The following is a 25,533-nucleotide window of genomic DNA, read 5'->3' as shown; positions in this document are numbered from 1 at the left end:
ATCAGCGTTTGACCGGGCCGGTGCTCTCCCTGACCACCAGCTCGGGTTCGACAATGCGCGGTCCTCCTCCCGAGGCGCCCTCGATGCGGCTCTGCAGCAACTGGAAGGCGTGCCTGCCGACCTCGCCGAAGTTCTGCCTGACCGTCGTCAGCGGCGGCCAGAAGTAGGCGGCCTCCGGCACGTCGTCGAAGCCGACCACGCTGATGTCCTCGGGAACGCGCCGGCCCGCCTCACGCAGGGCCCGCAGCACTCCCAGGGTCATCTGGTCGTTGGCCACGAAGATGGCCGTGACCGCCGGGTCGCTCGCCAGGCGTTTGCCGAGCTGGTAGCCGGAGTGCGCGCTCCAGTCGCCGACCGGCACCTCGGGCACCGGGCGGCCCTCGGCTTCGAGGACCGAACGCCACCCGTCGACCCGCCCTTTGGCGTCTATCCAGTTCGCGGGGCCCGACAGGTGCCACACCGTCTCGTGCCCCAGGCTCAGCAGGTGCCGCGTCGCCCGTACGGCGCCGCCGCGCTGGTCGACCATGACCACGGGAACGGGAATGTCCTCCCCCGCGTCCACCGCGACCACCGGCAGGTCGGGCGAGAGGTGACACAGTCCTTCCGCGGCCGACTCGTGCGGCGCCACGATGATGATGCCGTCAACCGACTGCGCGCGGAGCCGGTCCACGCCCTCCCCGATCGACCTGCGGTTCAGCAGGCCGAGGCTGGCGATGTTCACCACGTAGTCGTTCTGCCTGGCAGCCTGCTCGATCGCGTAGAGCGTGGAGGCCGGGCCGTACAGGGTGGTGTCGAAGCTGACCACGCCGAGCACCCCCGAACGGCCCGTGACGAGCTGGCGCGCGGCCGAGTTGGGGCGGTATCCGAGCTCGCTCACCGCCGCCAGGACGCGCGCCCGGGTCTCGGGACGCACCCTGTCGGGCGTGTTCAGCGCACGCGAGACCGTCATCGCGGAGACTCCGGCGAGTGCGGCGACGTCGTCCAGTACCGCCGGTCTGGTACGAGCCCTGCCATCCTCGAAACTCGGTGTCATGGGTTCCTCGCCATGTTTCGCTGGGGTTACCAGAGTGTTTGCGATAACACTTAAGCTGTCAATAGCAGAGGCGAAAACTTTTCGGATAGGTCTCTTGTGCTCGAAATTGCCCTAGCCAGAGGGATGTACCCCGAATCGTGACTACCTGTAGCCTTGACCGGTACTTCTGATAGCGCTAACAATCAGCCCACTTGATCCGCGCCTGTATTCCCTGGGAGCACCGCTGTGTCCAACGACCCCGCAGTTGTCATCGGCATCGACTACGGCACCCTGTCCGGACGCGCCGTGGTGGTCTCGGTGGCCGACGGCACCGAACTCGGCACCGCCGTGCATGAGTACCGGCACGGTGTGGTCGACCGGCGCCTACCCGCGACGGACGCCCCCCTCGGCCCCGACTGGGCACTCCAGATCCCCCAGGACTGGCGGGACGTGCTGCGGTACGCCGTCCCGCAGGCCCTGGCCGACGCCGGGGTCGCCCCCGAGCGGGTGATCGGCATCGGTACGGACTTCACCGCGTGCACCGTCCTGCCGACCACCGTCGACGGCACCCCGCTGTGCGAGCTGGAAGACCTCAGGGACCGCCCGCACGCCTACCCCAAGCTGTGGAGACACCACGCCGCCCAGCCGCAGGCCGACAGGATCAACGCGCTGGCGGCCGAGCTCGGCGAGGACTGGCTGCCCCGCTACGGCGGAAAGATCTCCAGCGAGTGGGAGTACGCCAAAGGGCTGCAGGTCCTGGAGGAGGACCCCGAGGTCTACGCCCGCGCGCAGCGGTGGATCGAGGCCGCGGACTGGATCATCTGGGAGCTGTGCGGCCGTGAGACCCGCAACCTGTGCACCGCCGGTTACAAGGGCATCCACCAGAACGGCCGGCGGCCCTCCCCCGAGTACCTCGCCAAGCTGAACCCCGGATTCGCCGATTTCACCGAGAAGCTGGAGCATCCGCTGTCGGCCATGGGCACGGCGGCGGGCGGCTTGACCGCGCGGGCGGCGGCGTGGACGGGGCTGCCCGAGGGGATCACGGTGGCGATCGGCAACGTCGACGCCCACGTCACGAACGTGGCCGCGCAGGCCGTCGCACCCGGCCAGATGCTCGCCGTGATGGGCACCAGCACCTGTCACATCATGAACTCCGACACCCTGGCCGAGGTCCCCGGGATGTGCGGGGTGGTGTCCGACGGCGTCACCCCCGGCCTGTGGGGATACGAGGCCGGGCAGAGCGGCGTCGGCGACATCTTCGCCTGGTTCGTCAACTCCGGCCTGCCGGAGGACTACTACGAGGAGGCCCGCGCGCGGGGCCTGTCCCCTCACGAGCTGCTCACGGAGAAAGCCGCCGGCCAGAAGGTCGGCCGGCACGGCCTGGTCGCGCTCGACTGGCACAGCGGCAACCGCTCCGTCCTGGTCGACCACGACCTGTCCGGTGTGCTGATCGGTTCCACGCTCGCCACCCTGCCCGAGGACACCTACCGGGCGCTGCTGGAGGCCACCGCGTTCGGCACCCGTACGATCATCGAGGACTTCGAGGCCGCGGGGGTCGGCGTGTCGGAGCTGGTCATCGCCGGAGGAATGCTCCGCAACCCCTTCCTGATGCAGATCTACGCCGACGTCACCAGGCGTCCGCTCAGCACCATCGGCTCCGAGCAGGGGCCCGCCCTGGGCTCCGCCATCCACGCGGCGGTCGCCGCGGGCGCCTACCCCGACGTGTACTCCGCCTCCAAGTCCATGGGAAAGATCAACAAGAACGTGTATCTGCCCGACGAAGAGCGGGCCAGGAGCTACGACGCGCTGTACGCGATCTACACCGAGCTGCACGACCACTTCGGCCGGGGCGGCAGCGACGCGCTCCACACCCTGAGGAACATCCGCAACGCCGCGGCCTCCTGAGCCGAAAGGCCGCCGGGGGCGCCGAGGAGCGACCGGCCCCGCCTTCCCGGCGGGCGGACCTCCGGGAAGGCGGGCGGGGATCGCCGGGCGAGGCGACGAACTCCATCGGCCTCGTGTCGCCGTCCGTCTCGACGGAGGCGACGACCTCCTGCCCCGGGTTCGTACCGGTGCCCCTGTCAGGTCGAACCGCTCGCCGCGCGGCGAGCGGTTCGACGGACCCGTCGGCCGCCCGTCGAACGCCCGCCGGACGTCTATCCGGGCGCGTGTACCACCGCACCTGGGCGGCTCGACGCGCGGCCGGGAGCGGCTCCGTTCAGGGTTTCCGGGCCACGCCGCCCACGTAGGTGTAGTAGGTGATGCCGACCTCGTGGTCGTCGTACGAATCCGGCCGCCACTCCACCAGCGGCACCAGGCCCGGCTCCAGCACTTCCAGATCGCCGAAGTAGCCGAGGATCTCCTCCCGGGTGCGCCACCGTCCGGTGCCCAGGTTCTCGTTGAAGATCCGCTCGGCCTCGGCGGCCTGCTGGGAGACGACGGGACGCTCGGCACCCGGGTTGTGGAAGTGGGACACCGCGATGTAACTGCCTGAGGGGAGCGCGTCGCGGAGGCGGGCCGCTATGCCGTCCGGGTCCTCCTCGTCGTTGAGATGGTGCAGGATGCTGAACAGCAGGAGTCCGACCGGCTCGTTGAAGTCGATGAGCTTCCGGACCTGCGGGTGCTCCAGGATCGCGTCCGGTTCGCGGATGTCGGCCTGGATGACGGTGGTCGTGTCGGACTTGTCGAGAAGCGCCCTGCCGTGCACGAGGACCATCGGGTCGTTGTCGACGTAGACGACCCGCGTCTCCGGATCGGTCTCGTGAGCGATCTCGTGCACGTTTCCCTGGCTGGGAAGACCGGAGCCGATGTCGAGAAACTGGCGGATGCCCGCTTCGGCCGTCAGGTGGCGCACCACGCGCCGCAGGAACTCCCGGTTGGACCGCGCGGCCGCCGGAGCGTCAGGAGCGATCTTCAAAGCCATCTCGGCGAGCTGACGGTCGGCGGCGAAGTTGTCCTTGCCACCGAGCATGAAGTCATAGACCCGCGAGATGCTCGGCTTGGACACGTCGATCCCGGACGGCGCGTGCTCTGGCCGGTCCTCGGCCACGTTCCGGTCTTCATCTCTGTCAGGCACGGCCCGTCTCCCACTGGATCGTCTACCGATTCGCTAACTGATCATCGTAGATGCTAGTGCAAAAGCGCGAAATATCATGATCAATCTAGCGGGTCATTCGGACGCCGAAGACCCGATCACGACCCTGATCCTGCGCTCTCCACGAACCTCCGGACATCGGCTCACGGGTGACGCCGCGCTCAGTGGACCGAAGCGTGCGATGAACGGACGACACCTTCGAAAGCGAGCTCGGGGACCGGCGCCGAGCCGCTCCGACACGCGTCAGGCGGTGCGGCTCACGCGAGCCGCACCGCCTGACATGTCGTCCACGTACCGCTTGCCGACTACTCCTGTCCGGGCTCCGCCCAGAAGACCGTCCCGGATCCGCGCAGCTCGATGGGCCCGGCCGCGGCGGAGACGAAAGCGGACTCCCCCTGGCGCAGGGTCCGCCCTCCGGCCTCGACCTCTCCCCACGTGCACAGCAGGATGCGTGGCACGCCTCCCTCCAGCAGGAAGCCCGGGCCGGGGCTGACGCTGCCCAGGCCGAACTCCGGCGCGGGCGTGCGGTAGACGTTCTTCACCGGCTCGACCCGCAGGGGCGACGCGGTGGGGACCGTCACCCGAAGCAGCTCCTCCACCTCGATCGGCTTGCTGGTCAGCCCGGCGCGCAGCACGTTGTCCGAGCCGCTCATGATCTCCACGCCGAACCCGCTCAGGTAGCAGTGGAGAACTCCCGCGCCGAGGAAGATCGCCTCACCCGGCTCCAGCTCGTACCGCTCCAGCAGCAACGGCGCCAGGCAGGCCGGGTCCTCGGGGTGGAGATCCGCCAGCCGTACGACCAGCGCGTGGTCGGGGCCGCCCGCGGCCTCCGCGCCTCGCACGATCGAGGCGACGAGCTCACGCCTGGAATCCGCCGGCCACTCCACGAGCACTCGCAGAGCGGCCGTGGTCTCCTCCCCGGCGAGCAGCGCGACGACCGGCCGGAGCTCCGGCACACCCAGCTCTTCCAGAAGTTCCGCCGCCCGGCGTGGCGCGCGGAAGCCGGCCAGCGCCGTGAACGGCGTCAGCGCGCAGATCAGTTCGGGCTTGGAGAACGGGTCGACGTAAGCCCCCCTCGCGAACCCCTCCTCCGCCTGCTCCCGCGACGGGTGAACCTGCAACGACAGCGGCAGGTCCACGGCGATCAGCTTCAACAGGTACGGCAGGCGCGAGCCGAACCGCTCGGCGGTCGAGCGCCCCAGCTCTGTCAGCGGGTCGGCGGCCACCGTTTCGGCGAGCGTGCGCCGCGTTCCCTGCCGCACCAGCGACGAGGATCCGGACGAGTGAGCGCCGAGCCACATCTCGGCCTCGGGCAGTTCCGTGGGAGCGGGGCGCCCCGTCAGCGTGGCGATGGCCGTACGCGATCCCCAGTCGTAGTTCTTCACGGTGTTCCACAAGGGATCAACTGGCAGTTCTGTCACGATTCCTCCTCCTCTACAAGTGTGGCGGATGCTCCGGCGTCCACGTGCCAGAACGTGCCTCTCCCGCCGTCCTCGCAGGCGGACGGCCACCGCGCCGGCGAATCACGCCTCGGCGCGTCGATCGTCCGGCCGGCCCGATCCACGCGTCCGTCCCGGCCCGGGAAAGCCGAAAGCCGATGTCCCGCACGGCCAGGAGCACCATGTGGGACATCGGCGAGCGGTAAGGAGCGGTCGGTTCTCCCCAGCGGTGAGGTCATGGAAAGGACATCAACGGTGGGGTCATGCCAGGAAACGTGCCCCCGACGGTATCGGCACGGTCGGGAGCATCGGATTCTTCCCCACGCCTTGAGGCGTTCCGGAATCAAGGAGTCCGATGAAGAAGGCTCGGCATCCGCCCATGTGGGTCAGGCCCGCCTCTTATCGGAGGCCCCATGCGGAGCGCCTCCGTAGTCCGGGGTCCAGCACCGACGCATTGTTTTATCAGCACACCCACGGCGTGCACGAGCCGTAGATGACGACGCCCCCGGTCGCCATCGGTGAGACGCCGAAACCCAGATCGGCCATGCCCATCCCCTGGGGGTAGAGGCCCACGCCCTCGTTCTGGACGACCGCGCCCGGAACAGCCGTGTTCGAGGCCGCCGTGTTCGAGGCCGCCGCGACCGGAGTTCCCGTACCGGCGCCCGGAGCGTCCACGCCCGGCGTACCCGCACCCGGAGCACCAGGAGCACCTGGACCGCTCGAAGCAGCCGGAACGCTCGGAGCACCCGGAGCACCCGGAACGCTCGGAGCAGCCGGGGAACCAGGAGCATCCGGAGCGCCCGGAGAACCAGGAGCGGCGGGAGCACCCGGAGCGCCAGGGGCACCAGGGACACCCGGAGCGCCAGGGGCACCCGGAGCACCCGGAGCACCCGGAGCACCCGGAGCGCCAGGGGCACCCGGAGCACCCGGGCCACCCGGAGCGCCCGGGGTGACGGGGAGCTGGCCCATCCCCTCACAGGGGTCCGCGGCGGTCGGGCCGACCTGGCCGACGGTGCCGAACTGGGGCGCTCCCAGAAGCGGTCCGGTGGCGAAGTAGGCCACCGATCCGGGGGGAACGGCCATGCTCAAGATGTCCACCGGCATGCCGAAGGCGAACGGACCTCCCTGCACCAGGACGCACGGCGCGATCGGTGGGACGCCCGGCGCGGCCTCCACAGTGCCCGGCGCGGCCTGCACGGTGCCCGGCGGGGTCTGGCAGGCGGACGGTGTGACGCTGCTCTTGTTCAGGGTGACGATGCCGGTACGGGCCAGGACACGACCCTGCACGGTCGTGCCGTTGCCCGTGGAGACCGAGTTCAACGCGAGGATGTTTCCGATGAAATCGGAGTTCGTTCCCAGAGCGGCCGAACTGCCGACCTTCCAGAAGACATTGCACTCTTGGGCGCCTCCGGTGAGGGTCACCGTGCTGGCGGTTCCGGTGCTGAGGCTGGAGGTCGTCTGGAAGATGAAGACCGCGTTGGGGTCTCCCTGGGCGTCGAGCGTCAGGTTCCCGTTGATCTGGAAGGTGCCGGCGGTGGACTTGTAGATGCCCGGCCCCAAGGTGGTCCCGCCGAGCTGCGTCGGCACCGTGGCGGCAGGAGCCTGGGTGGCGGCGGCGTTGTAGGCGGTGGCCAGGTCGACCTGGGCCTGCGCGGCGGCGGCGTCGGCCGTGTGCGTGGTTCCGCTCACGGTACCGGGAGGGAAGCCGCTGACCGCCGAACCGGGACTCACTCCGAGATCCCCGGTGACGACGGTGGTGCCGGTGCTTATGGCCGCTTTCCCAGCCAGAACCGCGAAGTCCGCAGCCGTGCCGAGCGCCACCGGCACCGGCGCCTTCGCCGCCGCGCTCGCGGTGTGTGGCGTCGCGACGAGGGCTCCCATCGCGACCGTGGCTGTGAGAGCTCCCGCCAGCCAGGAACGCTTGACAATTCGCGGCACTACGCGAGAGCGAGTGGCGTCTATCATAAAGCCGTCCTTTTCTTTTAGTATTGCTCCGTCCAGACGCATTGCCGATGATGCGCCATTGCCTTCGACCCTACTAATAGGCGCGCTCTTCATCGCCGTCCGACATGCGGGAGATATAAATCTGACAGCCGTTCCCAGATATAAAGGAAATATGACCGTGCCGCCGAGCGGACACGCTCGACTCGACCAGCACAATAGTCTTGATCAAATCGAACGAATTCTTCGATCGCATGACTTCTGACCAGCACGAATACCCGCAATGACGTAGGGCAGGAATGATCTTTCCCGCGGTGGTCGCCATTCGAAACCAGCAATCCGAGTAATGCTGTTTAGTGGTGGGACGCGAGGAATATCATAGAAGCCGCTTTTGCTGACTTCGCAGCGTATAAGGGCGGGTTCGAATCTCCAGAAATGGAGACAAGCGATTCGCGCGATCTCTCCGGCTCAGGCGATGGCCACTTTTCGGCGCCTTCCCGTGGACAGCCCGTCGACCGCCTCGGCCCGGTCCGCCCTGCCTCATGGGCGAACCGGAATGACCGGCGATCGGTGGTTTCAGGATTTCTTCTTTCCGCGCGGGACGGCGAGGTCGGTCAGCAGGGCGGAGGCCGGGGCGAGTTCCGGCCAGGATCCCTCGAACGTCAGCACGGCGATCGCGGAGGTCGGGAACTTCTCCTCCACCCGCTCGATCGCGTCGCCGGCCGCCTCACCGGCCAGTGCCAGCGTCAGCTCCTGCAGACCCGGGTTGTGCCCGATCAGCAGCAGGGTCCGCACCGGCTCCGCCACCTCGCGCACGACGTCGAGCAGCACGTGCACGCTCGCGCCGTACACCCGCTCGTCGTAGAGGATCGGCGGCGTGGCGCCCAGTTCCTGGGCGACGAGGTCCCACGTCTGGCGGGTACGGCGGGCCGGCGAGCAGACGACGTGATCGGGCAGGCAGCCGGAATCCCGTAGCCAGTGCCCGGCCGCGGGGGCGTCGCGGCGTCCACGCGGGGCGAGCGGCCGCTCGAAGTCGTTCACATCCGGCCAGGCGGACTTGGCGTGCCGCAGCACGATCAGGCGTCGGGGCGTCGGTACGGTCATGACTACAGCCTCTCAAACCGGTTCCGGACGCGACATCCACCGGTCCGCGACAACGCGGGCGGAGCCGGATCGCCGGGATTCACCGATTGCCGCGCGAGCGGGGGTCCCTAGGAGGCCAGCGCCCGTTCCAGGGCGTCGAAGGAGCGGTTCAGCAGCAGGATGTGGTCGTCGACGACGTCGTCCGCGTGTTCACCGGCGAGGATCCTCTGGGCGGCGACGACGTAGGCCGTACGGTAGGCCGTGACGACCAGGGCCGCCGTCAGCCGGCACCACGGATCGTCGGGATCGGCTCCGGCCGCCTCCGCGAACAGCGCGCCGAGCAGGACCTCCACTTCTTCGGCGAACTCCCTGGCCCTGGCCTGAAGCGCCGGAGAGTCCAGCACCACCTGCCAGAAGAACCGGTAGCGGTCGCCGACCCCGCCCAGTGGATGGCGCTGCTTCAGCAATTCCAGGGCCAGACGCCGCAGGGCGGCCAGCGGTGACTCCCCCGGGGGACGCTCGCGGACCGCCCAGCTGATCAGATCGACGGCCTGCGGGAACCGGTCGAAGAAGAGATCTTCCTTCCTCTGGAAGTAGTTGAAGACCGTCTTCGTCGAGATGTTGGCCGCCTCGGCCACCTCCGCGACCGCGACGTTGTCGAAGCCGCGCTGGACGAAGAGGCTGGAGGCCACGTCCGAGATCAACTGGCGGGTCTGCCGCTTCTTCCGCTCACGAAGCCCAAGCTCGTCACTCACGGAACTTACTATAGTTGATAAAAATTTATAGCTGAAGTAAATTTCTAGCGGCGGTACATATTTTCCGGAGGAGTGACATGTCATACGACGTCGACGTGGTGGTGGCGGGGGGCGGACCGGTCGGCCTGATGCTGGCCTGCGAGCTGCTGATCGGTGGAGCCTCGGTCGTGGTGCTGGAGCGGCTGACGGAGATGGACCCCACCATCAAGGCCGGCTCGCTGAACACCCCCAGCGTGGAGGCGCTCTACCGGCGCGGCATGCTGCCCGAGCTGCGGGAGGCGCAGGATCGCAACATGGAGCAGTTCGCCACGTTCATGCGGCAGCGGTTCCCGGACGGGGGGCCCGCCAAGGCGCCGCCGAGGTTCGCCGGCCACTTCGCCGGGATCATGCTCAGCGCCGACCGGCTTGACACGTCCGACCCCGAGCTCGCCGGGCACGGCCCCGCCGACCTGATCGGCATGGTCACCCAGCAGCAGCTTGAGGGGATCCTCGCCGATCGCGCCGTGAAACTCGGGGTCGAGATCCGCCGGGGCGTGGAGCTGACCGGCCTGAAGGCCGACGCCGACGGGGTGACGGTGACGGCGGGCGGGGAGGAGATCCGCGGGCGCTGGCTGGTGGGCTGCGACGGAGGCAGGAGCACGGTCCGCAAGCTCACCGGCTTCGACTTCCCCGGCACCGAGCCGGAGATCAACGCGCACCAGGCGATGGTGGAGATGGAGGGTTCGGAAGCCCTGAAGACGGGCTGGCACGCCACGGCCACCGGCGTCTACGCCCACGGCCCGCTGCCGGGCCGCGTCCTCACCGTGGAGTTCGGCGGCGTGCCCGCCGACCGGGACGCCGCCGTCACCGCCGAGGAGCTGCAGGCGTCGATCCGGAACGTCAGCGGGACCGACGTCGTCGTCACCGAGGTGAAGACCGCGACCCGGTTCACCGACAACGCCCGGCAGGTCACCACCTACCGGATGGGCAGGGTGCTCCTGGCCGGCGACGCGGCCCACGTCCACTCGCCCTTCGGCGGGCAGGGCCTGAACCTCGGCATGGGAGACGCCGTGAACCTCGGCTGGAAGCTCGCGGCCACCGTACGGGGCTGGGCCCCGGAAGGACTGCTGGACACCTACACCACCGAGCGGCACCCGATCGGCGCCTGGGTCCTGGACTGGACCCGCGCGCAGATCGTGCTGATGCGCCCGGACCCTCGCTCCAGGGCGCTTCGCGAGGTGGTGACCGAACTGACGGAGACCGTCACCGGGACCACCTACTTCGCCAAGCAGATCTCCGGGGTATGGCAGCGCTACGACCTTCACGGCGACCACCCGCTGGTCGGCGCCGGCGCGCCGGACCTCGAACTGGCCGACGGGTCCAGGCTCGCCGACCACCTGCACGAGGGCAGGGCGTTGCTGCTGGACCCGTCGGGAGGACTACGGGCTCTGGCCGGCGGCTACGGCGACCGGATAAAGGTGATCACGGAGGCCGTCCTCGACGAGACCGCGCCGGCCGGACTGCTCGTACGGCCCGACGGGTTCGTCGCCTGGGCCTCCGACACCGTCGGCGCCGACCCCGGCTCGCTGGAGGCGGCCCTGTCCACCTGGCTCGGCACGCCCGCCGGGGAAGGCGCGAACGCGTCCATCGGCGAGTCGGCGGCGTAGCCGACGCGGCGGGAGGCGGCGCCGCGCACGGGGCAGCTCGATGACGTCGGCACCGCCGGCCCGCTCGGCCGGTGGCTTCATGAACGGCAGGCTCATTTGCCTAAAACTATTAGGCAAATGCATAATAGGCTTTCCTTGATGAGAGGAAGGCCATGGTCAGGGCAGGGCTGACCCCGGAGCGCCTGACCCGGGCGGGGGCGGAGCTGGCCGACGAGATCGGCTTCGACCAGGTGACCGTCTCGGTGCTCGCCAGGCGGTTCGACGTCAAGGTCGCGAGCCTGTACTCACACCTGAAGAACTCCCAGGACCTCAGGACCAGGATCGCCCTGTTCGCGCTGGAGGAACTCGCCGACCGGGTGACCGCCGCCCTGGCCGGGCGTGCCGGCAAGGACGCCTTGGCCGCCTTCGCGGACGCCTACCGCGACTACGCCCGGGAGCACCCCGGTCGCTACGCCGCCGCCCGGCTCCGGCTCGACCCCGAGACGGCGGCGGCCGGCGCCGGGGTGCGGCACGCACAGATGACGCGGGCGATCCTGCGCGGCTACGACCTGACGGAGCCGGACCAGACGCACGCGGTCCGGATGCTGGGCAGCGTCTTCCACGGCTATGTCAGCCTGGAGACGACCGGGGGCTTCAGCCACACCGCCGTCGACCCGCAGGAATCCTGGTCCTGGATCGTGGATTCCCTCGACGCCCTGCTGCGAGGCCGGACCACGCCCTGACCGGCGGCAGAGTCCGCACGATCACCGGCGTGGTCGCCCGGCCGCCGTCTGGCCGGCCCTGGCAGCCGCCCAAGGCGGACGGTCCCGGATCAGCCATGCTGTTTCCAGATGCGCACAAGCACGTCGAGCTGCGCCGGGTTCGTCGGACACGTCTGACGTGCACGCCGTCGCCCTGCTCGGGGCCGGCTTCTTCCTGCGCGTGGTGATGGTGCCGTTCTTCCACCCGCTCATGGTGGCCGTGTTCGGGCTCGGCGTCGCCGCGGCGGCGTCCGCGGGCAGGCGCAGCCGAGCCGCACGCGCGGGACTCGCCCTCGTGGGCCTGCTCGTCGCGATCATCCTGCACGGTGCATGGGATTGGGCGGGGCTCGCCGGAAGCGATCCGCTGCTGATCTACAGGATCTACGGAGCCGTCATGGTGCCGGTGTTCCTCGCGACGCTGGTCCTGGCACTCGTACTGCGCAAGCGCGAGGGGAAGATGGTCGCCGCGGCCTTGCCGGCCCTCGCGCGCGACGGCCTCATCGCGCCCGAAGAGGTGACACCACTCGCGAACCTCGGAGAACGCCGCCGCTGGAGGCGAGACGCGCGTCGCCGCTCAGGCCGGGCCGCGGCTCGCGCCACCGGCCGATACCAGGCGGAGGCGAGTGCGCTCGGCATCCGGAGGGCCCGTTCGCAAACCACCGGCGACCGGGACGGGCTCGATGAGCAGACACGGGTGACGGCCGCGGCCAGAGCGGACATGCTTGAGGCCCTCGCGACCGGGAACGCCTCGTAAAGCCGCCCGGCGGGCGGGCAGGCGCGCACGTCTCAAGGCCGGGGACCGCCCCTGATCCGTATCCGCCCGGTTCTCGGCCGGTTCCACGGCGACCCCCTTCCGCCGGAGACGCGCCGGCCGCCGGGAGGCCCGCCGCTCCACGAGGGATCCGCCGGATCAGGAGGAGCCGCGCGGGGCGGTGGAGTCGCGGATGACGAGACGGCAGGGCATGCGGTGGACGCCCGGCGTGGCCCTGCCGTCGATGGCGGCGAACAGGTGCTGGGCGGCGGTGCGGCCGAGCGTCTCCAGATTCATGTCGACCGTGGTCAGCGCCGGCCGCGTCTCGGCGGAGAGCATCTCCCAGTTGTCGTAGCCCACGACCGCGATGTCGTCGGGGATGCGACGGCCTCGCTCCCTGGCCACCTCGACGAATCCGGCGGCGATCTGGTCGCTCCCGCAGAACACCGCGTCCACCTCCGGCTCGGCCATCAGCAGCATCTCGGCCGCGTGCCGGCCCCAGCGCTGCGACCACGTGCCGTGAAGCGTCTCTCCGGTCTGAACGAGGCCGGTCTCCGCCAGCGCCACCGCCAGGCCCTCGGCCCGGTCGATCGTGGCCTTGTAGTCCATCGGCCCCGTGATGTGCGCGATCCTGCGCCGTCCCATGGCCACCAGGTGCCGCCCGGCGAGGGCCGCGCCCCCCACGTCGTCGGGAACGAACGAGACGTCGCCCGGATCGTCGGACGCCCCGTAGGCGTAGACCACGGGGATGGTCAGGTCACGGCTGATGGACGAGCGCGTGTCCGTGCTCTCGCCGACCACTATCAAACCGTCCACGCGCCGGGACAGGAGCGTGCGGATGTAGTGCTGCTCGCGGATGGCGTCGCCCCTGGCGTCGCACAGCAGCAGCGCCATCTCCCCCGCGCCGAACGCGTCCTCGGCGCCGAGGAGCACCGGGATCCCGAACCTGCCGACGCTGTCGCTGGTGAGTAACCCGACGGTTCGGGTCTGCCCGGACAGCAGGCCCCTGGCCAGCGCGTTGGGCTGGAAGGAGAGTTCCTCCGCGGCCTCCAGCACTCGCTGCCGGGTCTCCGCCCGCACGTTGTCCCTGCCGTTCAGCGCCTTGGAGACCGTGGCGATGGACACCCCGGCGAGCGAGGCCACGTCGCTGATAGTCACCGCACGCGATCGCCTATCGACCATCTAGCGAAACCCTTTTCTTTCACATTGCTCCGGCGTATTGCTCCAGGCCCATGACGACCACGGGCCGTCGCACAGACCATAACCAGCACCTCTTCGGTAGGCAAGTCCTCGCGCTGCAGCAAGGTATCCGCAGGCCATTGACAGCTCCCTATGTTTCTCTTATGTTTCCGAAAACCTTTTAGTTTTGTTTCTGGCGTCTCGGGGGATGCCGAGAGGAGACACCATGAATCTGCGTTCACCCCGAGGCCGAAGGGCCGGGGTCGCGCTGCTGAGCTTGCTGACCATGGCGGTCGTGGCCGCCTGCGGCGGAACCGAGCCGCAGTCCGCGGGATCCGCGCCCTCCGCCGGGTCCGCCGAAGGCGTCACGATCACCATGTGGACGCGCGCCGCGACCCAGGCGCAGAGCGAGCGCCTGGTCGCCGCCTATAACAAGAGCCACAAGAACCAGGTGAAGATGACCGTCATCCCGACGGACAACTACCAGCCGCGCATCGCGGCGGCCGCGGGCGCCAAGCAGCTGCCCGACATCTTCGCCTCCGACGTGATCTTCGTTCCCAACTACACCTCGCAGGGCCTGTTCCTGGACATCACCGACAGGGTCGGCGCCCTGCCGTACAAGGACAGCCTGGCGCCCTCGCACATGAAGCTGGGCACCATGGAGGGCCGGCAGTACACGCTCCCGCACACCCTGGACCTGTCGGTCTGGTTCTGGAACAAGGACCTGTACGAGAAGGCCGGGCTGGACCCGGAGAAGGGCCCGACGACGCTGAAGGAGTTCGCCGAGCAGGCCACCGTCGTGGACGAGAAGCTGGGCAAGGACGGCAAGGTCAGCGGCACGTTCTTCGGCGGCAACTGCGGCGGCTGCTACGTGTTCACCTTCTGGCCCTCGGTGTGGGCCTCGGGCGCGCAGGTCATGGACGCCGAGGGCACGACCTCCCTCAACGACCAGCCCGCGATGACGGACGTGTTCAACATCTACAAGGACCTGTACGCCAAGGGCGTCACCGGCGCGACGACCAAGGAGGAGCAGGGCCCGACCTGGACTGGATTCTTCCCCAAGGGCGAGATCGGCGTCATGCCGATGCCCTCGACCACGCTCGGCCTGATGCCCAAGGACATGAAGATCGGTGTCGCGCCGATCGCCGGTCCCGACGGGGGTGAGTCCACGTTCGTGGGCGGCGACTCCGTCGGCATCTCCTCGACCACCGAGAACGCCGACGCGGCCTGGGAGTTCCTGTCCTGGACGGTCTCCGACGAGGCCCAGGTCGAGGTCATGGCCAAGAACAAGGACGTGGTCGCCCGCACCGACCTGTCCAACAACAAGTACTCCGCCGAGGACCCCCGCGTGGTAATGATCAACTCGCTGGTGGCCAAGGGACAGACGCCGTACGCGCTGCGCTTCGGCCAGACCTACAACGACCCGCAGGGGCCGTGGCTGCGCCTGGCACGTGAGGCCGTGTTCGGTGACCCGGCCAAGGCCGCCCAGCTCAACACCGACATCACCAAGTCCCTGCAGCAATGACCGTGATCACAAAGCGTGACGGGCAGGCGGTGCGGGCGACCAGGCCGGCACCGCCCTCCTGGTGGCGGTCCCGGGGCGCCCAGGGCTGGCTCTACGCCGCCCCCACCGCACTGATCGTGGGCGTGCTCTTCCTGGCGCCGCTGGTGCTCATCGGCTGGATGTCGCTGAACCGCTGGCCCCTGCTCGGCCAGGCGCGCTTCAACGCCCCGGACAACTACGCCAAGATCGCCGACAATCCCCTGTTCCTCGACGCGGTGTACTTCACGCTGAAGTACACCGTGATCACCACGATCCTGCTGTCCGCGGTGGCGCTCGGCCTGGCCCTGCTGGTGCAGGAGCGCAGGCCGGGGATCGGCTTCTTCCGCACGGCGTTCTTCCTGCCCGGCGCGGTCGGCTTCGCCTCGGCGGCGCTGCTCTTCTACGGCATGCTGAACAACGACTTCGGGCCGATCGACCCGATCCTGCAAGCCCTGGGGATCATCGACGAGCCGGTGAAGTGGACCGGCACCCCGAACATGGCGCTGTTCTCCACGATCACGCTGGTGCTCTGGCGGTTCGCGGGGTTCAACATGCTCATCCTGCTCACAGGACTGCAGGCGATCCCCCTGGAGGTCTACGAGGCGGCCAGGAGCGACGGCGCCAACCGGTGGCAGATCTTCACCAGGATCACGTTGCCGCTCCTGCGACCCACGATCGCGCTGATGCTCATCCTCAGCATCACCGGCTCGCTCCTCGCCTTCGACCAGTTCTTCATCTTCACCAACGGCGGCCCGGACAACAGCACCGTCTCCATGGTCATGGTCATCTACCGCGACGCGTTCACCCGCTTCGACCTCGGTGGCGCCGCCGCGCTCTCGGTCGTGCTGCTGCTCGCGCTGGTGGCGCTCAACGTCCTGCAGATGCGCGTGCTCAGGAGGTCGAATTGAGGTACTACACCACCCTGTCGGCCTTGGCCGTACTCTTCCTTTTCCCGCTGCTGTGGAGCGGCTGGTCCTCCTTCGACGGAGGTCTGGAAAACTACGCCGAGATGGCCCGGTTCGGCGAGGGCGTCGGCACCTACCTGACCAACAGCGTGCTGGTGTCGGTGATGACCGTCACCGGCACGCTCATCGTCTCCGCCCTCGGCGGCTACGCCTTCGCCCGTTTCGACTTCCCCGGCAAGAACCTGCTCTTCCTCGTCACGCTGGCGATCCTGATGGTGCCCTATGCGACCATCCTGATCCCGCTCTACGTCCTGCTCGGCTACATCGGCCTGCAGAACTCCCTGGTCGGCCTCTCCCTCGTCTTCGTGATGTTCCAGCTCCCGTTCGCGCTGTTCATGATGCGCAACGCCTTCGAGGCGATCCCGCGCGAGCTGGAGGAGGCCGCCCTCGTCGACGGCTGCGGCACTTTCCGCGCCTTCGTCCGCATCCTGCTCCAAGCGGTGCGGCCCGCCCTGATCACCGTCGGACTGTTCGCCTTCCTCGCCTCCTGGAACGATTTCTTCGCGCCGCTCATCCTGCTCAACGACGGCGAGAGCTTCACCCTCCCGGTGGCCGTGGTCAGCATGACGCAGCGCACTTTCGGCGCCATCGACTACGGCATGTTGCAGGCGGGGGTCATGGTCATGGCCGTACCCTGCCTGATCCTCTTCATCGTCCTTCAGCGCCACTACGTGCGCGGATTCATGTCAGGAGCCTTGCGTGGCTAGTCCCGTCCTGCCCTCCTCGGGCGTGCTGTCCCCCCTGGGCCTTGATTCGGTACGGCCGGCACCCGGCTTCTGGGGCGACCGCGTCGCGCTCAGCCGCGAGGTCATCATCGACCACTGCCGGGAATGGATGGAGCGGGACGGCTGGATCGGCAACTTCCGCGAACTCAACAAAAATCCGGCACGGCCCCGGCAGGGCCGGGAGTTCAGCGACTCGGAGATCTACAAGCTGCTGGAGGCGATGGCCTGGGCGGACCATCCGGGCCTGCCGGAACTGGCCGCGACCGTGGCCCGGGCTCAGGAGGAGGACGGCTACCTCAACACCCGCTGGCACGACGACCGCTACACCGACTTCGAGTGGGGCCACGAGCTCTACTGCTACGGCCACCTGATCCAGGCCGGCGTCGCACGGCTTCGCATGCACGGAGAGGACGAGCTGACCACCGTCGCCCGGCGGGCGGCCGACCACGTCTGCCGGCGCTTCATGGACACCTCCGAAACGTGCGGCCATCCCGTGGTGGAGATGGCGCTGGTCGAGCTGTACCGGGCGACCGGCGTCGAGCGCTACCTGGAGATGGCCCGCCGGTTCGTCGAGCGGCGCGGGGCTCCGGCGCTGGCCGACATCGCGTTCGGCCGCGCCTACTTCCAGGACGACCTGCCCGTACGGAAGGCGGAGGTGTTCCGCGGCCACGCCGTACGCGCCACGTATCTCGCCTGCGGCGCGGTCGACGTGGCCGTGGAGACCGGGGACACCGAGCTGCTGGCGGCGATCGAGGCGCAGTGGGACCGCACCGTCGCCCGGCGGGTTCACCTGACCGGCGGCATGGGCTCTCATCACGCCGACGAGGCCTTCGGCGAGGATTTCGAGCTGCCCCCGGACCGCGCCTACGCCGAGACCTGCGCCGGGGTCGGCTCCGTCATGCTCGCCCAGCGGCTGCTCCTGGCCACCGGCGACGTGCGCTACGCCGACCTCGCCGAGCGGACCCTGTTCAACGTCCTGGCCACCTCCCCCGCCCTCGACGGCCGCTCGTTCTTCTACGCCAACCCGCTGCACGTCCGGGTGCCCGCCACCCCCTCGGAGGGCATCAATCAGGGGGTGGAGGGCGACCTTCGCTCACCGTGGTTCACCGTGTCGTGCTGCCCCAACAACATCGCCCGCACGTACGCCTCGCTGGCCGCCTACCTCGCCACCTCGGACGCCTCCGGCGTGCAGATCCACCACCACACCCCCGGGGAGATCCGCCACGACGGTCTCGCGCTGCGGGTCGAGACCGGTTATCCGTGGTCGGGCGCGGTGACCGTCCGCGTACTGGAGGCCAGGCCCGCACGGATCTCCCTGCGGGTTCCGGCGTGGGCCTCCGGCGCGCGGATCTCCTACGGCGGGACCGACCGTCCGGCGCCGGCGGGCTACGCGGTCGCCGAGGGAGACTGGCAGGTGGGCGACGAGATCCGTCTCGACCTGCCGGTGACGCCGCGGTGGACCTTCCCCGACAACCGGGTGGACGCGTTGCGCGGCTGCGCGGCCGTCGAACGCGGCCCGGTCGTCTACTGCGCCGAGTCCGTGGGGGACGTCCCCGAGCTCGCCCTCGTCGAGGCGCGGATGTCGCCCCCGGTCGAGCACCTCGTCGACGGCGTCGTCGAGCTCGACGTCAGGAGCACGCGCATCTCCCCGGAGACGGACACCTGGCCCTACATCCCGGCGCAACCGGCGGAGCAGCCGGCGGAGCGGCCGGACGGCGATCCGGACCCCTCCGGACAGCCCGCCTCCCCCGAAACCCTGAGGCTCGTGCCGTACCACCGCTGGGGCAACCGGGGCCCCGCCACCATGCGCGTCTGGCTGCCCGCGGCCGACCGGCGCGTGTGACATATTGGCGTCAAGGCGCCATCGCAGCCTCCTTGCGATGGCGCCTTGCCGTCAGGTGTCCGTCAGGGGTTGGGAACGGTGTCCTTCCAGGTTGTGGCGGTCGTGCGGTAGCCGTTCACCCGGTTGACGACCTCGGCCGGAGCGACCACCTCGTTCTTGGTGAAGTAGAACCAGTCGACCTGCTGGGTGTAGGCCCGCGGGGTCGAGCTGCCGACGAGCCCGCCGCCGATGAACCACAGGTTGAAGTTCACCGACTGCGGCGTCTCGGGATAGTAGATGTCGCCGTGCTGGGCGAAGAGGACGCCGTCGATGTAGTACTTGACGTTCCCTCCGGAGACCTGCAACACCAGGTCGTGCCAGCCGTTGTAGCTGACGGTCCGCTCGGTGTGGACGTTGACCGCCAGCCAGGGCTCGTTGCGGTAGGTCTCCCAGGTGGTGGCGTACATGATCGGACCCTGGGCGCCCCAGCCGCCGTTGGGCAGATACTCGAAGTCCTGCTCGCTGTAGTCGGGGTCGAGGTCGGCGGCGAGCGGGGTGATCGTGAAGAAGGTCTGCACGATGTTGTCACCGTCGGGGCCGCTCTCCGGTGCGTCGGAGAACTTCACCCGGGCGGCGTAGGTGCCCTCGAAGAACTTGCGCTGGTTGAGGAACTCCGACTGCGAGGTCCCGCCGGTGGTTCCGTCGGTGGCAGCCCGGAGCTGCAGGGCCTTGTTGCCGGTGCCGATCGTGGGGAAGGTGACGTTGGACGCCGGCCAGCTCGCACCGGGCACGCCGGGGCCGCCGCTGTTGGTGCGGACCGTCCAGTTGTGCGCGGCGATGGTCGGGTCGGCCGAGCCGGTGTAGGCGAAGTCGTCGAAGACCACGCCGTCACCGCCGGGGTTGGTGGGCGGGACGGTCGGGGTCGGGGTGGGCGACGGGCCCGTTCCGCCCGCGGGCGGTGTGCCCCACGCGAGGCTGCCACCGGTGTAGACGGCGACCTTGTCCCAGTCGCCGTACGCGGTCCGGGCTGCGCCGAAGGAGTAGTCGTCGCTCTGGGTCAGCCTCTGCCAGTCCGCCCGGTGGAAACGAAGCTGGAGATCGCCGGTGGAGGCGCCGGCCGCGAGCGTGCCGGTGGTGAAGCCCACCTCCAGGTAGCGGTCGGCGGTGGCCGTGCCGGGTGAGAGGGTGCCGAAGACGCCGGTCACCGTGGAGCAGGAGACGACCGCCCAGGAGCAGGCGAAACGGTACTGCTGCGCGGCGGAGTCGGCCTTGAAGTAGTAGCGGATCTTCACACCGCTCAGCGGCACGGCCGTCGTGCCGGAGTTGACCAGGTTGAACCATGGTTCGACCTGGTCGGCGGTGGCGCCGGTGGCGCTCGTCCTGTACTGCAGCCGCAGAGACTGCGCGGCGCTGGCGGGGGTGACCACGGCCAGTGCGGCCAGCAGCGCGGCCACCAGCCCGCCCCATAACAGCTTCTTGAACAACGGCCTTTCCTTTCAGGGTGAGGGGTCCCCGAGTCCTATGGGTTGAGCGGGCCGACGTTGACGCCTCGATCCGCGAGGCGGGCGAGGTGCGCCTCGAGCCGCCGGAGAAAGTCCGGGTAGTCGCCGGCCGTGCCCCACGCGACCTCGGCGAAGGCGCACAGGCGGGGAAAGGCCATGTACTCCACCCGCTCGGGCGTGGGCATGTACTCCGTCCAGAGCTGGCACTGCGCCCCGAGGATCCGGCCGCTCGCCCCGTCGGGCGTCTCGGGCGCCTCGAAGCCGTAGGTGTCGGCGAGGGTCAGCGCGAACCCCTGCGGGCCCGGTTCGTCGGACGGATAGTCGAGGTAGGTGCGGCGGTGCGGCGTGAGCACCACGTCCAGGCCCTCGGCCGCGGCACGCGGACCGCTCTCCTCGTCCAGCCAGGTCATCGCGGTCGTTCCGGGCGTCCCGTCGGATTTCTCGTACCAGTAGACGAGGCGGCGTCCCCGCTCGGCGAGGTGGGCCGCCATCCTGCCGGTGAACCAGGCCCGCGCGGCCCCGGCCCCCGGCAGGCCGAGCTCGCGCAGGCGCCGCCGGGCGGTCTCGCTGCGTTCCCACTCCACCGAGGGGCACTCGTCGCCGCCGACGTGGACGTACTCCCCAGGGAAGAGGTCCACCACCTCGTCGAGCACGTCCGTGCAGAACCGGAGCGTGGCCTCGTCCAGGTTGAGCACGTGCTCGCTGACCCCCCACCGGTCCCAGACCTCGACCTGCCTGGACGGCTGGTTGCCGAGCCGGGGGTAGGCGGCGACGGCGGCCTGGGTGTGGCCCGGCATCTCGATCTCGGGAACGACGGTCACGAACCGGTCGGCCGCGTAGGAGACGATCTCGCGGATGTCCTCGTGGGTGTAGAAGTCGCCGCTGACCTCGGTGAGCCGGGGGTAACCCTTGATCTCCAGGCGCCAGCCCTGGTCGTCGGTCAGGTGCAGGTGCAGGACGTTGAGCTTGTGCAGCGCGAGGAGGTCGATCAGGCGGAGCACGAAGTCCTTGGGCATGAAGTGCCTGGCGACGTCGAGCATGACGCCGCGCCAGGCGAACCTCGGTGAGTCCTCGATGACCCCGTACGGCACGGCGGGCCCGAGCTGCTCCAGCGTCCGCAGGGCGTAGAACCTGCCGGCAGGACCTCCGGCGGTCACCTCGGCGGCCGAGGCCGTGACCTCGATCCGGTATCCCTCCGTGCCGAGCGAGGGGTCGTCGGGGCGGTGCCGCAGGAGATCGTCCTGGAACGGCACGGAGCCCCCGAGTACGGCCAGTTCACGTGGCCGCGGAATCATCACGGTGGTTTATCCCTTCACCGCGCCGGCGATCAACCCTGAGGTGACCCGGCGCTGCAGGACGAGGAAGATGGCGAGTACGGGGAGCATGAAGAGCGTGGCGGCGGCCATGGTGGCGCCCCAGTCCGTGCCGAAGACGTTGCTGAAGGAGGAGAGCCAGACGGGCAGGGTCCTGTCGTCCTGGTTCTTGATGATGAGCGCGTTGGCGAAGGCGAACTCGTTCCAGGCGGTGATGAAGCCGAAGAGCGAGGTCGACATCAGCCCCGGCGCCAGCAGCGGCAGCACCACCCTGCGGAAGGCCGCGGCGCGGCTGCAGCCGTCCATCTGGGCGGCCTCCTCCAACTCGGGGGGAATGGCCGCGATGAAGCCGCGCAGCGTCACGATCGTGAACGGCAGTGTGGCCATGAAGTAGATCAGCGTGAGCATCGACAGCTTGTCGAGCATGTTGGTGTCGCGGGCGACGATGTACATCGACACCAGCAGCGCCTCCCAGGGCGCCATCTGGGCGATGAAGACCATCAGGATGAAGGCCCGCCGCCCGCGCCAGCGCATCCTGGCCACCGCGAAGGCGGCCAGGAGCGCGACGACCAGCGCGAGCAGCACCGCGCCCACCGTGATCGACAGGCTGTTGCCCCAGAAGGTCCAGAATCCCGGTGTCCCCACGGCGGTCGTGAAGTGCTCCAGGGTGGGGTGCGCGGGCCAGAAGCCCGGCGTCTCCGACAGGATGTCGGTCGTCGGCTTGAACGCGGTCAGCACCATCCAGTAGACGGGGAAGACCGAGACCACCAGGACCCCGAGGGCCGCGAGGTTGAGCAGGACGCGGCGCGGCCTCATAGTTGCTCTCCTTCGTGCTTGAGCATCCGCCGTAGGTGGGTGATGAGGACCGCGATCAGGATCAGCACGGTGAGCGTGGACACCGCCGAGCCGAGGTCGTACTTGTGGAGCGACTGCGCGATCTGGAAGGCGTAGACGGGCAGCGTGGTGGTGGCCTCGTCGGGGCCGCCCTTGCTGATCGCCCAGATCTGGGCGAAGCACTTGAAGACCCAGATCACCTCCAGCGAGGTGACCAGGCCGAAGAGCGGCCGCAGGATCGGGAAGGTGACGGAGCGGAAGATCTGCAGGCCGGTGGCGCCGTCGATCCGCGCCGACTCGTACAACTCGGCGGGGACGGTGGTCAGCCCCGCGTAGAGGGTGAGCGCGGCGAACGGCACCGACTGCCAGACCACCAGCGCGACGAGGATGACAAAGGTCGAGTCACCGTCGGCGAACCAGGTGTAGTCCTTGAACGAGTCGAACCCGAGCGTGACGAGCAGCCAGTTGACCACTCCGAGCCGCGACTGGAAGAGCCACTGGAAGATCGTCGTCGCGGCGAGCACCGGGGTGGCCCAGGTGAGGACCATCCCGCTCATCACCGTGAGCCGCATCCAGCGGCCGAGCCTGGGCAGCATCAGCGCGATCAGCGTCGCGATCAGCGTGATCAGGACGACGTTGACGGCGGTCCAGACGAGCGTCCGCCGCACCACCGTCCAGAACTCGGCGCCCCCGAGCACCTCGGCGTAGTTGTCGAAGCCGGCGAACTCCGCCCCGCCGCGGATGAGCTCGCCCAGCCTGAAGTGCTGGAAGGAGATCACGACGCTGCGCACCAGCGGATAGACGAGCAGGTAGGCGGTGCCCGCCAGCGTCGGCGCGATCAGCAGGTACGGCCACAGGTCGGCCGGCCTGGACCGTCTCGGGGGCCGGGGCGGCGGGGCCGCCTCCGGGGCGCGGGGACGCGGCCGGGTGGCCTGGGGTGCGGCGGGCACCGGGGACACAGCACACTCCTCGGATGGTGGATTCGGCGGGAGGGCCGGTCAGGACGTGGTGTTGAGGATCTCGGTGATGCCCGCGGAGGCCGCGGCGGCGTCGGTGGCGGCGGCGTCGCCGGTGAGGAACTTGGTCATGTACTCCTTGATGAGGTTCTTGGCCTCGACCGCCGCCCAGTTGGGCGAGTTGGGGGTCGCGTGGCCGTTCGCGGCGCCCGACGCCATGGCGGCGGTGGCCTCGCTGCCGCTCAGGACCCCGGCGAAGGAGACCTTGTTGGGCACGTAGCTCATCTCCTTGGCCATGTCGAGCTGGAACTTCTCCCCCGCCAGGGCCTTGACCACCTCGTAGGCCTGATCCTGGTGCTGCGAGGCCTCGGGGATGACCAGGTCGGAGCCGCCGGTGAAGACGGCGCCCGGCTGGTCGGCGGTCTTGCCGGGAATCGGGAAGAAGCCGAGCTTGCCCTTCAGCTCGGGGTTGGCCTCCTCGATCGCCACGGCCCCGCCGGGAGCCGAGATGAGCTGGGCGACGTCGCCCTTGGCGAAGACCGTCGCCTGCGGCGGTTTGGCCTCGTCGGAGTCCTTGGGACCCTTGCCGAGAGCCTGCAGCTTCCTGTAGAAGTCGGCGCCGGCCAGCGCCTGCGGCGTGTCCAGCGTGCCCTTCCACCGGTCGCCCTCCTTGACCGCCAGGTCGCCGCCCTCGTCCCAGATGAACCCGGACAGGACGTACCAGTTCTGGCCGGGCAGGTAGATGCCCTGGTCGCCGCCCTTGTTGAGCTTGGCGGTGACGTCCAGCCACTCGTCCCTGGTCTTCGGCGGCGTGGTGACGCCGGCCTTGGCGAAGAGGTCCTTGTTGTAGATCACGACCCGGTTGGCGGCGTACCACGGGATGCCGTACTGCCGGCCGTCGATCTTGCCGGGTTCGGCCAGGCCGGGGATCCAGTCGTCGCCGCCGAGGTCGGCGACCTTGTCGGTGAGGTCCTTCACGCCGCCGCTGGCGGAGTACTCGGCGACCTGGGTGTTGCCGACCTCGATCACATCGGGGGCGTCCTTGCTGGCCAGGGCGCTGATCACCTTCTGGCCGATGCCGTCCCACTCCTGGATCTGGATGTCGAGGGTGACCCCGGCGTGAGACTGCTCGAAGCCGGTCTTGAAGCGGTCGAGCACGGCGGTGGAGAAGCTGTCCCGCATGACCCAGACGGTCAGCGTGGTGGCGCTCTCGCTCGCGCCCCCGTCCGGAGCGGCCACGGTCTCGGACGAGGAGCTGCACGCGGTGAGGCCGACGGACAGCGCCGCCGCCATGGCGAGTAAGCGGTACCTCATGGGTTCTCCCAGTGGTCAGTTATTGGTAACCCGATGAGAGGAGAGTGGTCTTAACCAGTTGGCATGTCAATAGGCGTAATGAACCAGTGACTTGCTCATTCATCAGGGAACCCGGCTGTCAGCACTGGTAAGTTGTTGGTAAGGTCAAAACGTGCAGACAACGGGGTTGAACCTTCCAACGGGGCTCAAACGCGACCGGGTCCGAGACTTCCTGCTCGACCTCATCGCGGACAAGGAGCCGGGCAGCGCCATCCCCTCGGAGCGGGATCTCTGCCGGGAGCTGGGCGTATCACGCCCGACGCTGCGCGCAGCGATCGACGGGCTGGTGCACCGGGGCATCCTCATCCGGGAGCACGGCCGGGGCACGTTCACCGGTCCCCGCAAGGTCACCCAGGTCCTCGCGGCGGGGAGCAGTTCCTTCCACGCCCCCGCGGCCGAGGGCCACTGGCTGAGCCGCATCCTGGAGTTCGACTCGGCCCCCGCCACCGCCAGGCTCGCCCACCGCCTCCAGGTCTCCCCCGCCGACCTCGTCCTGCGCGTGGTACGGCTGCGCACGGTGGACGACGAGCCCATCGCGATCGAGCGCATCCACCTGCCGCACGCCCTTGTGACGGGCCTCGAACCCGACGACATGGTGTCGGGCAACTTCTACCAGTTCCTGCGCACCCGCTTCGGCGTCGACGTGCGCGGCGCGACCCAGAGCATCGAGCCGACCGTCACCGACGAGATCGAGGCCGAGCTCCTCGACGTCCCCCAGCACGCCCCCGCGCTGCTCATCGAGCGCACCTCCCGCGACGCGGGCGGGCGGATCGTCGAGTTCACCCGCTCGATCTATCGCGGCGACCGCTACCGGATCACCTCCGAGCTCCACTTCGACACCTCGTCGGGCTGACCGGGCCCGCACGCGCGGGACGTGGGC

At 69.2% G+C, this 25,533-nt stretch carries 21 protein-coding genes; 9 read left to right on the top strand and 12 right to left on the bottom strand.

Annotation, left to right across the window (positions count from 1 at the left end; genetic code table 11):
• Position 1 precedes the first annotated feature (1 nt).
• On the bottom strand, positions 2–1,033 hold the full coding sequence (locus J2853_RS08510) for a LacI family DNA-binding transcriptional regulator (RefSeq protein ID WP_307556426.1): 1,032 nt from the start codon (positions 1,031–1,033) through the stop codon (positions 2–4).
• Positions 1,034–1,258: 225 nt separating this feature from the next.
• Here J2853_RS08510 and araB point away from each other — a divergent pair, with 225 nt between their 5' ends.
• Complete coding sequence (gene araB, locus J2853_RS08505) at positions 1,259–2,917, top strand: ribulokinase (protein WP_307556425.1); 1,659 nt, start codon at positions 1,259–1,261, stop codon at positions 2,915–2,917.
• Positions 2,918–3,230: 313 nt separating this feature from the next.
• Here the strand turns inward: araB and J2853_RS08500 are convergent, their stop codons facing one another.
• The 5 genes from J2853_RS08500 to J2853_RS08480 form a co-directional block, all read right to left on the bottom strand.
• A complete protein-coding gene (locus J2853_RS08500; protein WP_307556424.1) occupies positions 3,231–4,088 on the bottom strand; it encodes an SAM-dependent methyltransferase in 858 nt (285 codons plus the stop codon).
• Positions 4,089–4,411: 323 nt separating this feature from the next.
• Positions 4,412–5,527: a mannose-6-phosphate isomerase, class I gene (gene manA / locus J2853_RS08495; protein ID WP_307556423.1), complete on the bottom strand. Its 1,116-nt coding sequence runs from the start codon at positions 5,525–5,527 to the stop codon at positions 4,412–4,414.
• A gap of 480 nt (positions 5,528–6,007) precedes the next feature.
• The gene (locus J2853_RS08490) at positions 6,008–7,483 is read right to left on the bottom strand and encodes an ice-binding family protein (protein ID WP_307556422.1); all 1,476 of its coding nucleotides are present in this window, start codon (positions 7,481–7,483) and stop codon (positions 6,008–6,010) included.
• 579 nt (positions 7,484–8,062) lie between these two features.
• Positions 8,063–8,590: a SixA phosphatase family protein gene (locus J2853_RS08485; protein WP_307556421.1), complete on the bottom strand. Its 528-nt coding sequence runs from the start codon at positions 8,588–8,590 to the stop codon at positions 8,063–8,065.
• Between the two features lie 107 nt (positions 8,591–8,697).
• A complete protein-coding gene (locus tag J2853_RS08480) occupies positions 8,698–9,324 on the bottom strand; it encodes a TetR/AcrR family transcriptional regulator (protein WP_307556420.1) in 627 nt (208 codons plus the stop codon).
• A 77-nt stretch (positions 9,325–9,401) separates the two neighbouring features.
• Between J2853_RS08480 and J2853_RS08475 the strand changes: the two genes are divergently transcribed.
• The 3 genes from J2853_RS08475 (at position 9,402) to J2853_RS08465 (ending at position 12,464) form a co-directional block, all read left to right on the top strand.
• Positions 9,402–10,970: an FAD-dependent monooxygenase gene (locus J2853_RS08475; protein WP_307556419.1), complete on the top strand. Its 1,569-nt coding sequence runs from the start codon at positions 9,402–9,404 to the stop codon at positions 10,968–10,970.
• Positions 10,971–11,122: 152 nt separating this feature from the next.
• Positions 11,123–11,692 (top strand): TetR/AcrR family transcriptional regulator, encoded by a 570-nt coding sequence (locus J2853_RS08470; protein ID WP_307556418.1) that lies wholly within the window; start codon positions 11,123–11,125, stop codon positions 11,690–11,692.
• 157 nt (positions 11,693–11,849) lie between these two features.
• Positions 11,850–12,464, top strand: a complete 615-nt coding sequence (locus J2853_RS08465) for a PrsW family glutamic-type intramembrane protease (RefSeq protein ID WP_307556417.1) — start codon at positions 11,850–11,852, stop codon at positions 12,462–12,464.
• A gap of 156 nt (positions 12,465–12,620) precedes the next feature.
• On the opposite strand, the gene J2853_RS08460 is transcribed toward J2853_RS08465, so the two are convergent.
• A complete protein-coding gene (locus J2853_RS08460) occupies positions 12,621–13,619 on the bottom strand; it encodes a LacI family DNA-binding transcriptional regulator (RefSeq protein ID WP_307556416.1) in 999 nt (332 codons plus the stop codon).
• A gap of 247 nt (positions 13,620–13,866) precedes the next feature.
• On the opposite strand from J2853_RS08460, the gene J2853_RS08455 reads away from it, so the two are divergent.
• From J2853_RS08455 to J2853_RS08440, 4 genes are read left to right on the top strand one after another with little or no spacing between them, the layout of a single operon-like run.
• Positions 13,867–15,165: an ABC transporter substrate-binding protein gene (locus tag J2853_RS08455; protein ID WP_307556415.1), complete on the top strand. Its 1,299-nt coding sequence runs from the start codon at positions 13,867–13,869 to the stop codon at positions 15,163–15,165.
• Positions 15,162–16,091 (top strand): carbohydrate ABC transporter permease, encoded by a 930-nt coding sequence (locus J2853_RS08450; RefSeq protein ID WP_307556414.1) that lies wholly within the window; start codon positions 15,162–15,164, stop codon positions 16,089–16,091. The genes J2853_RS08455 and J2853_RS08450 overlap by 4 nt, the downstream gene beginning before the upstream one ends.
• The gene (locus J2853_RS08445) at positions 16,088–16,855 is read left to right on the top strand and encodes a carbohydrate ABC transporter permease (RefSeq protein WP_307556413.1); all 768 of its coding nucleotides are present in this window, start codon (positions 16,088–16,090) and stop codon (positions 16,853–16,855) included. Before J2853_RS08450 ends, J2853_RS08445 begins: the two co-directional genes overlap by 4 nt.
• Positions 16,848–18,716, top strand: coding sequence for a glycoside hydrolase family 127 protein (locus tag J2853_RS08440; protein WP_307556412.1), 1,869 nt, complete (start codon positions 16,848–16,850; stop codon positions 18,714–18,716). The genes J2853_RS08445 and J2853_RS08440 overlap by 8 nt, the downstream gene beginning before the upstream one ends.
• 62 nt (positions 18,717–18,778) lie before the next feature.
• Here the strand turns inward: J2853_RS08440 and J2853_RS08435 are convergent, their stop codons facing one another.
• Genes J2853_RS08435 through J2853_RS08415 form a run of 5 tightly spaced genes read right to left on the bottom strand, consistent with a single transcriptional unit; the run spans position 18,779 to position 24,614 of the window.
• On the bottom strand, positions 18,779–20,179 hold the full coding sequence (locus tag J2853_RS08435) for a cellulose binding domain-containing protein (RefSeq protein ID WP_307556411.1): 1,401 nt from the start codon (positions 20,177–20,179) through the stop codon (positions 18,779–18,781).
• A 35-nt stretch (positions 20,180–20,214) separates the two neighbouring features.
• Positions 20,215–21,492: a beta-N-acetylhexosaminidase gene (locus J2853_RS08430; RefSeq protein WP_307556410.1), complete on the bottom strand. Its 1,278-nt coding sequence runs from the start codon at positions 21,490–21,492 to the stop codon at positions 20,215–20,217.
• A 9-nt stretch (positions 21,493–21,501) separates the two neighbouring features.
• The gene (locus J2853_RS08425) at positions 21,502–22,326 is read right to left on the bottom strand and encodes a carbohydrate ABC transporter permease (RefSeq protein ID WP_307556409.1); all 825 of its coding nucleotides are present in this window, start codon (positions 22,324–22,326) and stop codon (positions 21,502–21,504) included.
• A complete protein-coding gene (locus J2853_RS08420; protein WP_307556408.1) occupies positions 22,323–23,303 on the bottom strand; it encodes a carbohydrate ABC transporter permease in 981 nt (326 codons plus the stop codon). The genes J2853_RS08425 and J2853_RS08420 overlap by 4 nt, the downstream gene beginning before the upstream one ends.
• A 39-nt stretch (positions 23,304–23,342) precedes the next feature.
• Complete coding sequence (locus J2853_RS08415) at positions 23,343–24,614, bottom strand: extracellular solute-binding protein (RefSeq protein WP_307556407.1); 1,272 nt, start codon at positions 24,612–24,614, stop codon at positions 23,343–23,345.
• A 166-nt stretch (positions 24,615–24,780) separates the two neighbouring features.
• On the opposite strand from J2853_RS08415, the gene J2853_RS08410 reads away from it, so the two are divergent.
• Positions 24,781–25,506: a GntR family transcriptional regulator gene (locus tag J2853_RS08410; protein WP_307556406.1), complete on the top strand. Its 726-nt coding sequence runs from the start codon at positions 24,781–24,783 to the stop codon at positions 25,504–25,506.
• Positions 25,507–25,533 lie beyond the last annotated feature (27 nt).

Source organism: Streptosporangium lutulentum (assembly GCF_030811455.1).
Lineage (GTDB): Bacteria > Actinomycetota > Actinomycetes > Streptosporangiales > Streptosporangiaceae > Streptosporangium > Streptosporangium lutulentum.
This window is presented reverse-complemented; position numbering and strand designations above follow the sequence as displayed.

Bases quoted from the DNA above. Each gene is read 5' to 3' on its own strand.
- J2853_RS08510 (WP_307556426.1), bottom strand. From the start codon at position 1,033: ATGACACCGAGTTTCGAGGATGGCAGGGCTCGTACCAGACCGGCGGTA.
- J2853_RS08485 (WP_307556421.1), bottom strand. From the start codon at position 8,590: ATGACCGTACCGACGCCCCGACGCCTGATCGTGCTGCGGCACGCCAAG.
- J2853_RS08475 (WP_307556419.1), top strand. From the start codon at position 9,402: ATGTCATACGACGTCGACGTGGTGGTGGCGGGGGGCGGACCGGTCGGC.
- J2853_RS08470 (WP_307556418.1), top strand. From the start codon at position 11,123: ATGGTCAGGGCAGGGCTGACCCCGGAGCGCCTGACCCGGGCGGGGGCG.
- J2853_RS08455 (WP_307556415.1), top strand. From the start codon at position 13,867: ATGAATCTGCGTTCACCCCGAGGCCGAAGGGCCGGGGTCGCGCTGCTG.
- J2853_RS08450 (WP_307556414.1), top strand. From the start codon at position 15,162: ATGACCGTGATCACAAAGCGTGACGGGCAGGCGGTGCGGGCGACCAGG.
- J2853_RS08430 (WP_307556410.1), bottom strand. From the start codon at position 21,492: ATGATTCCGCGGCCACGTGAACTGGCCGTACTCGGGGGCTCCGTGCCG.
- J2853_RS08425 (WP_307556409.1), bottom strand. From the start codon at position 22,326: ATGAGGCCGCGCCGCGTCCTGCTCAACCTCGCGGCCCTCGGGGTCCTG.
- J2853_RS08415 (WP_307556407.1), bottom strand. From the start codon at position 24,614: ATGAGGTACCGCTTACTCGCCATGGCGGCGGCGCTGTCCGTCGGCCTC.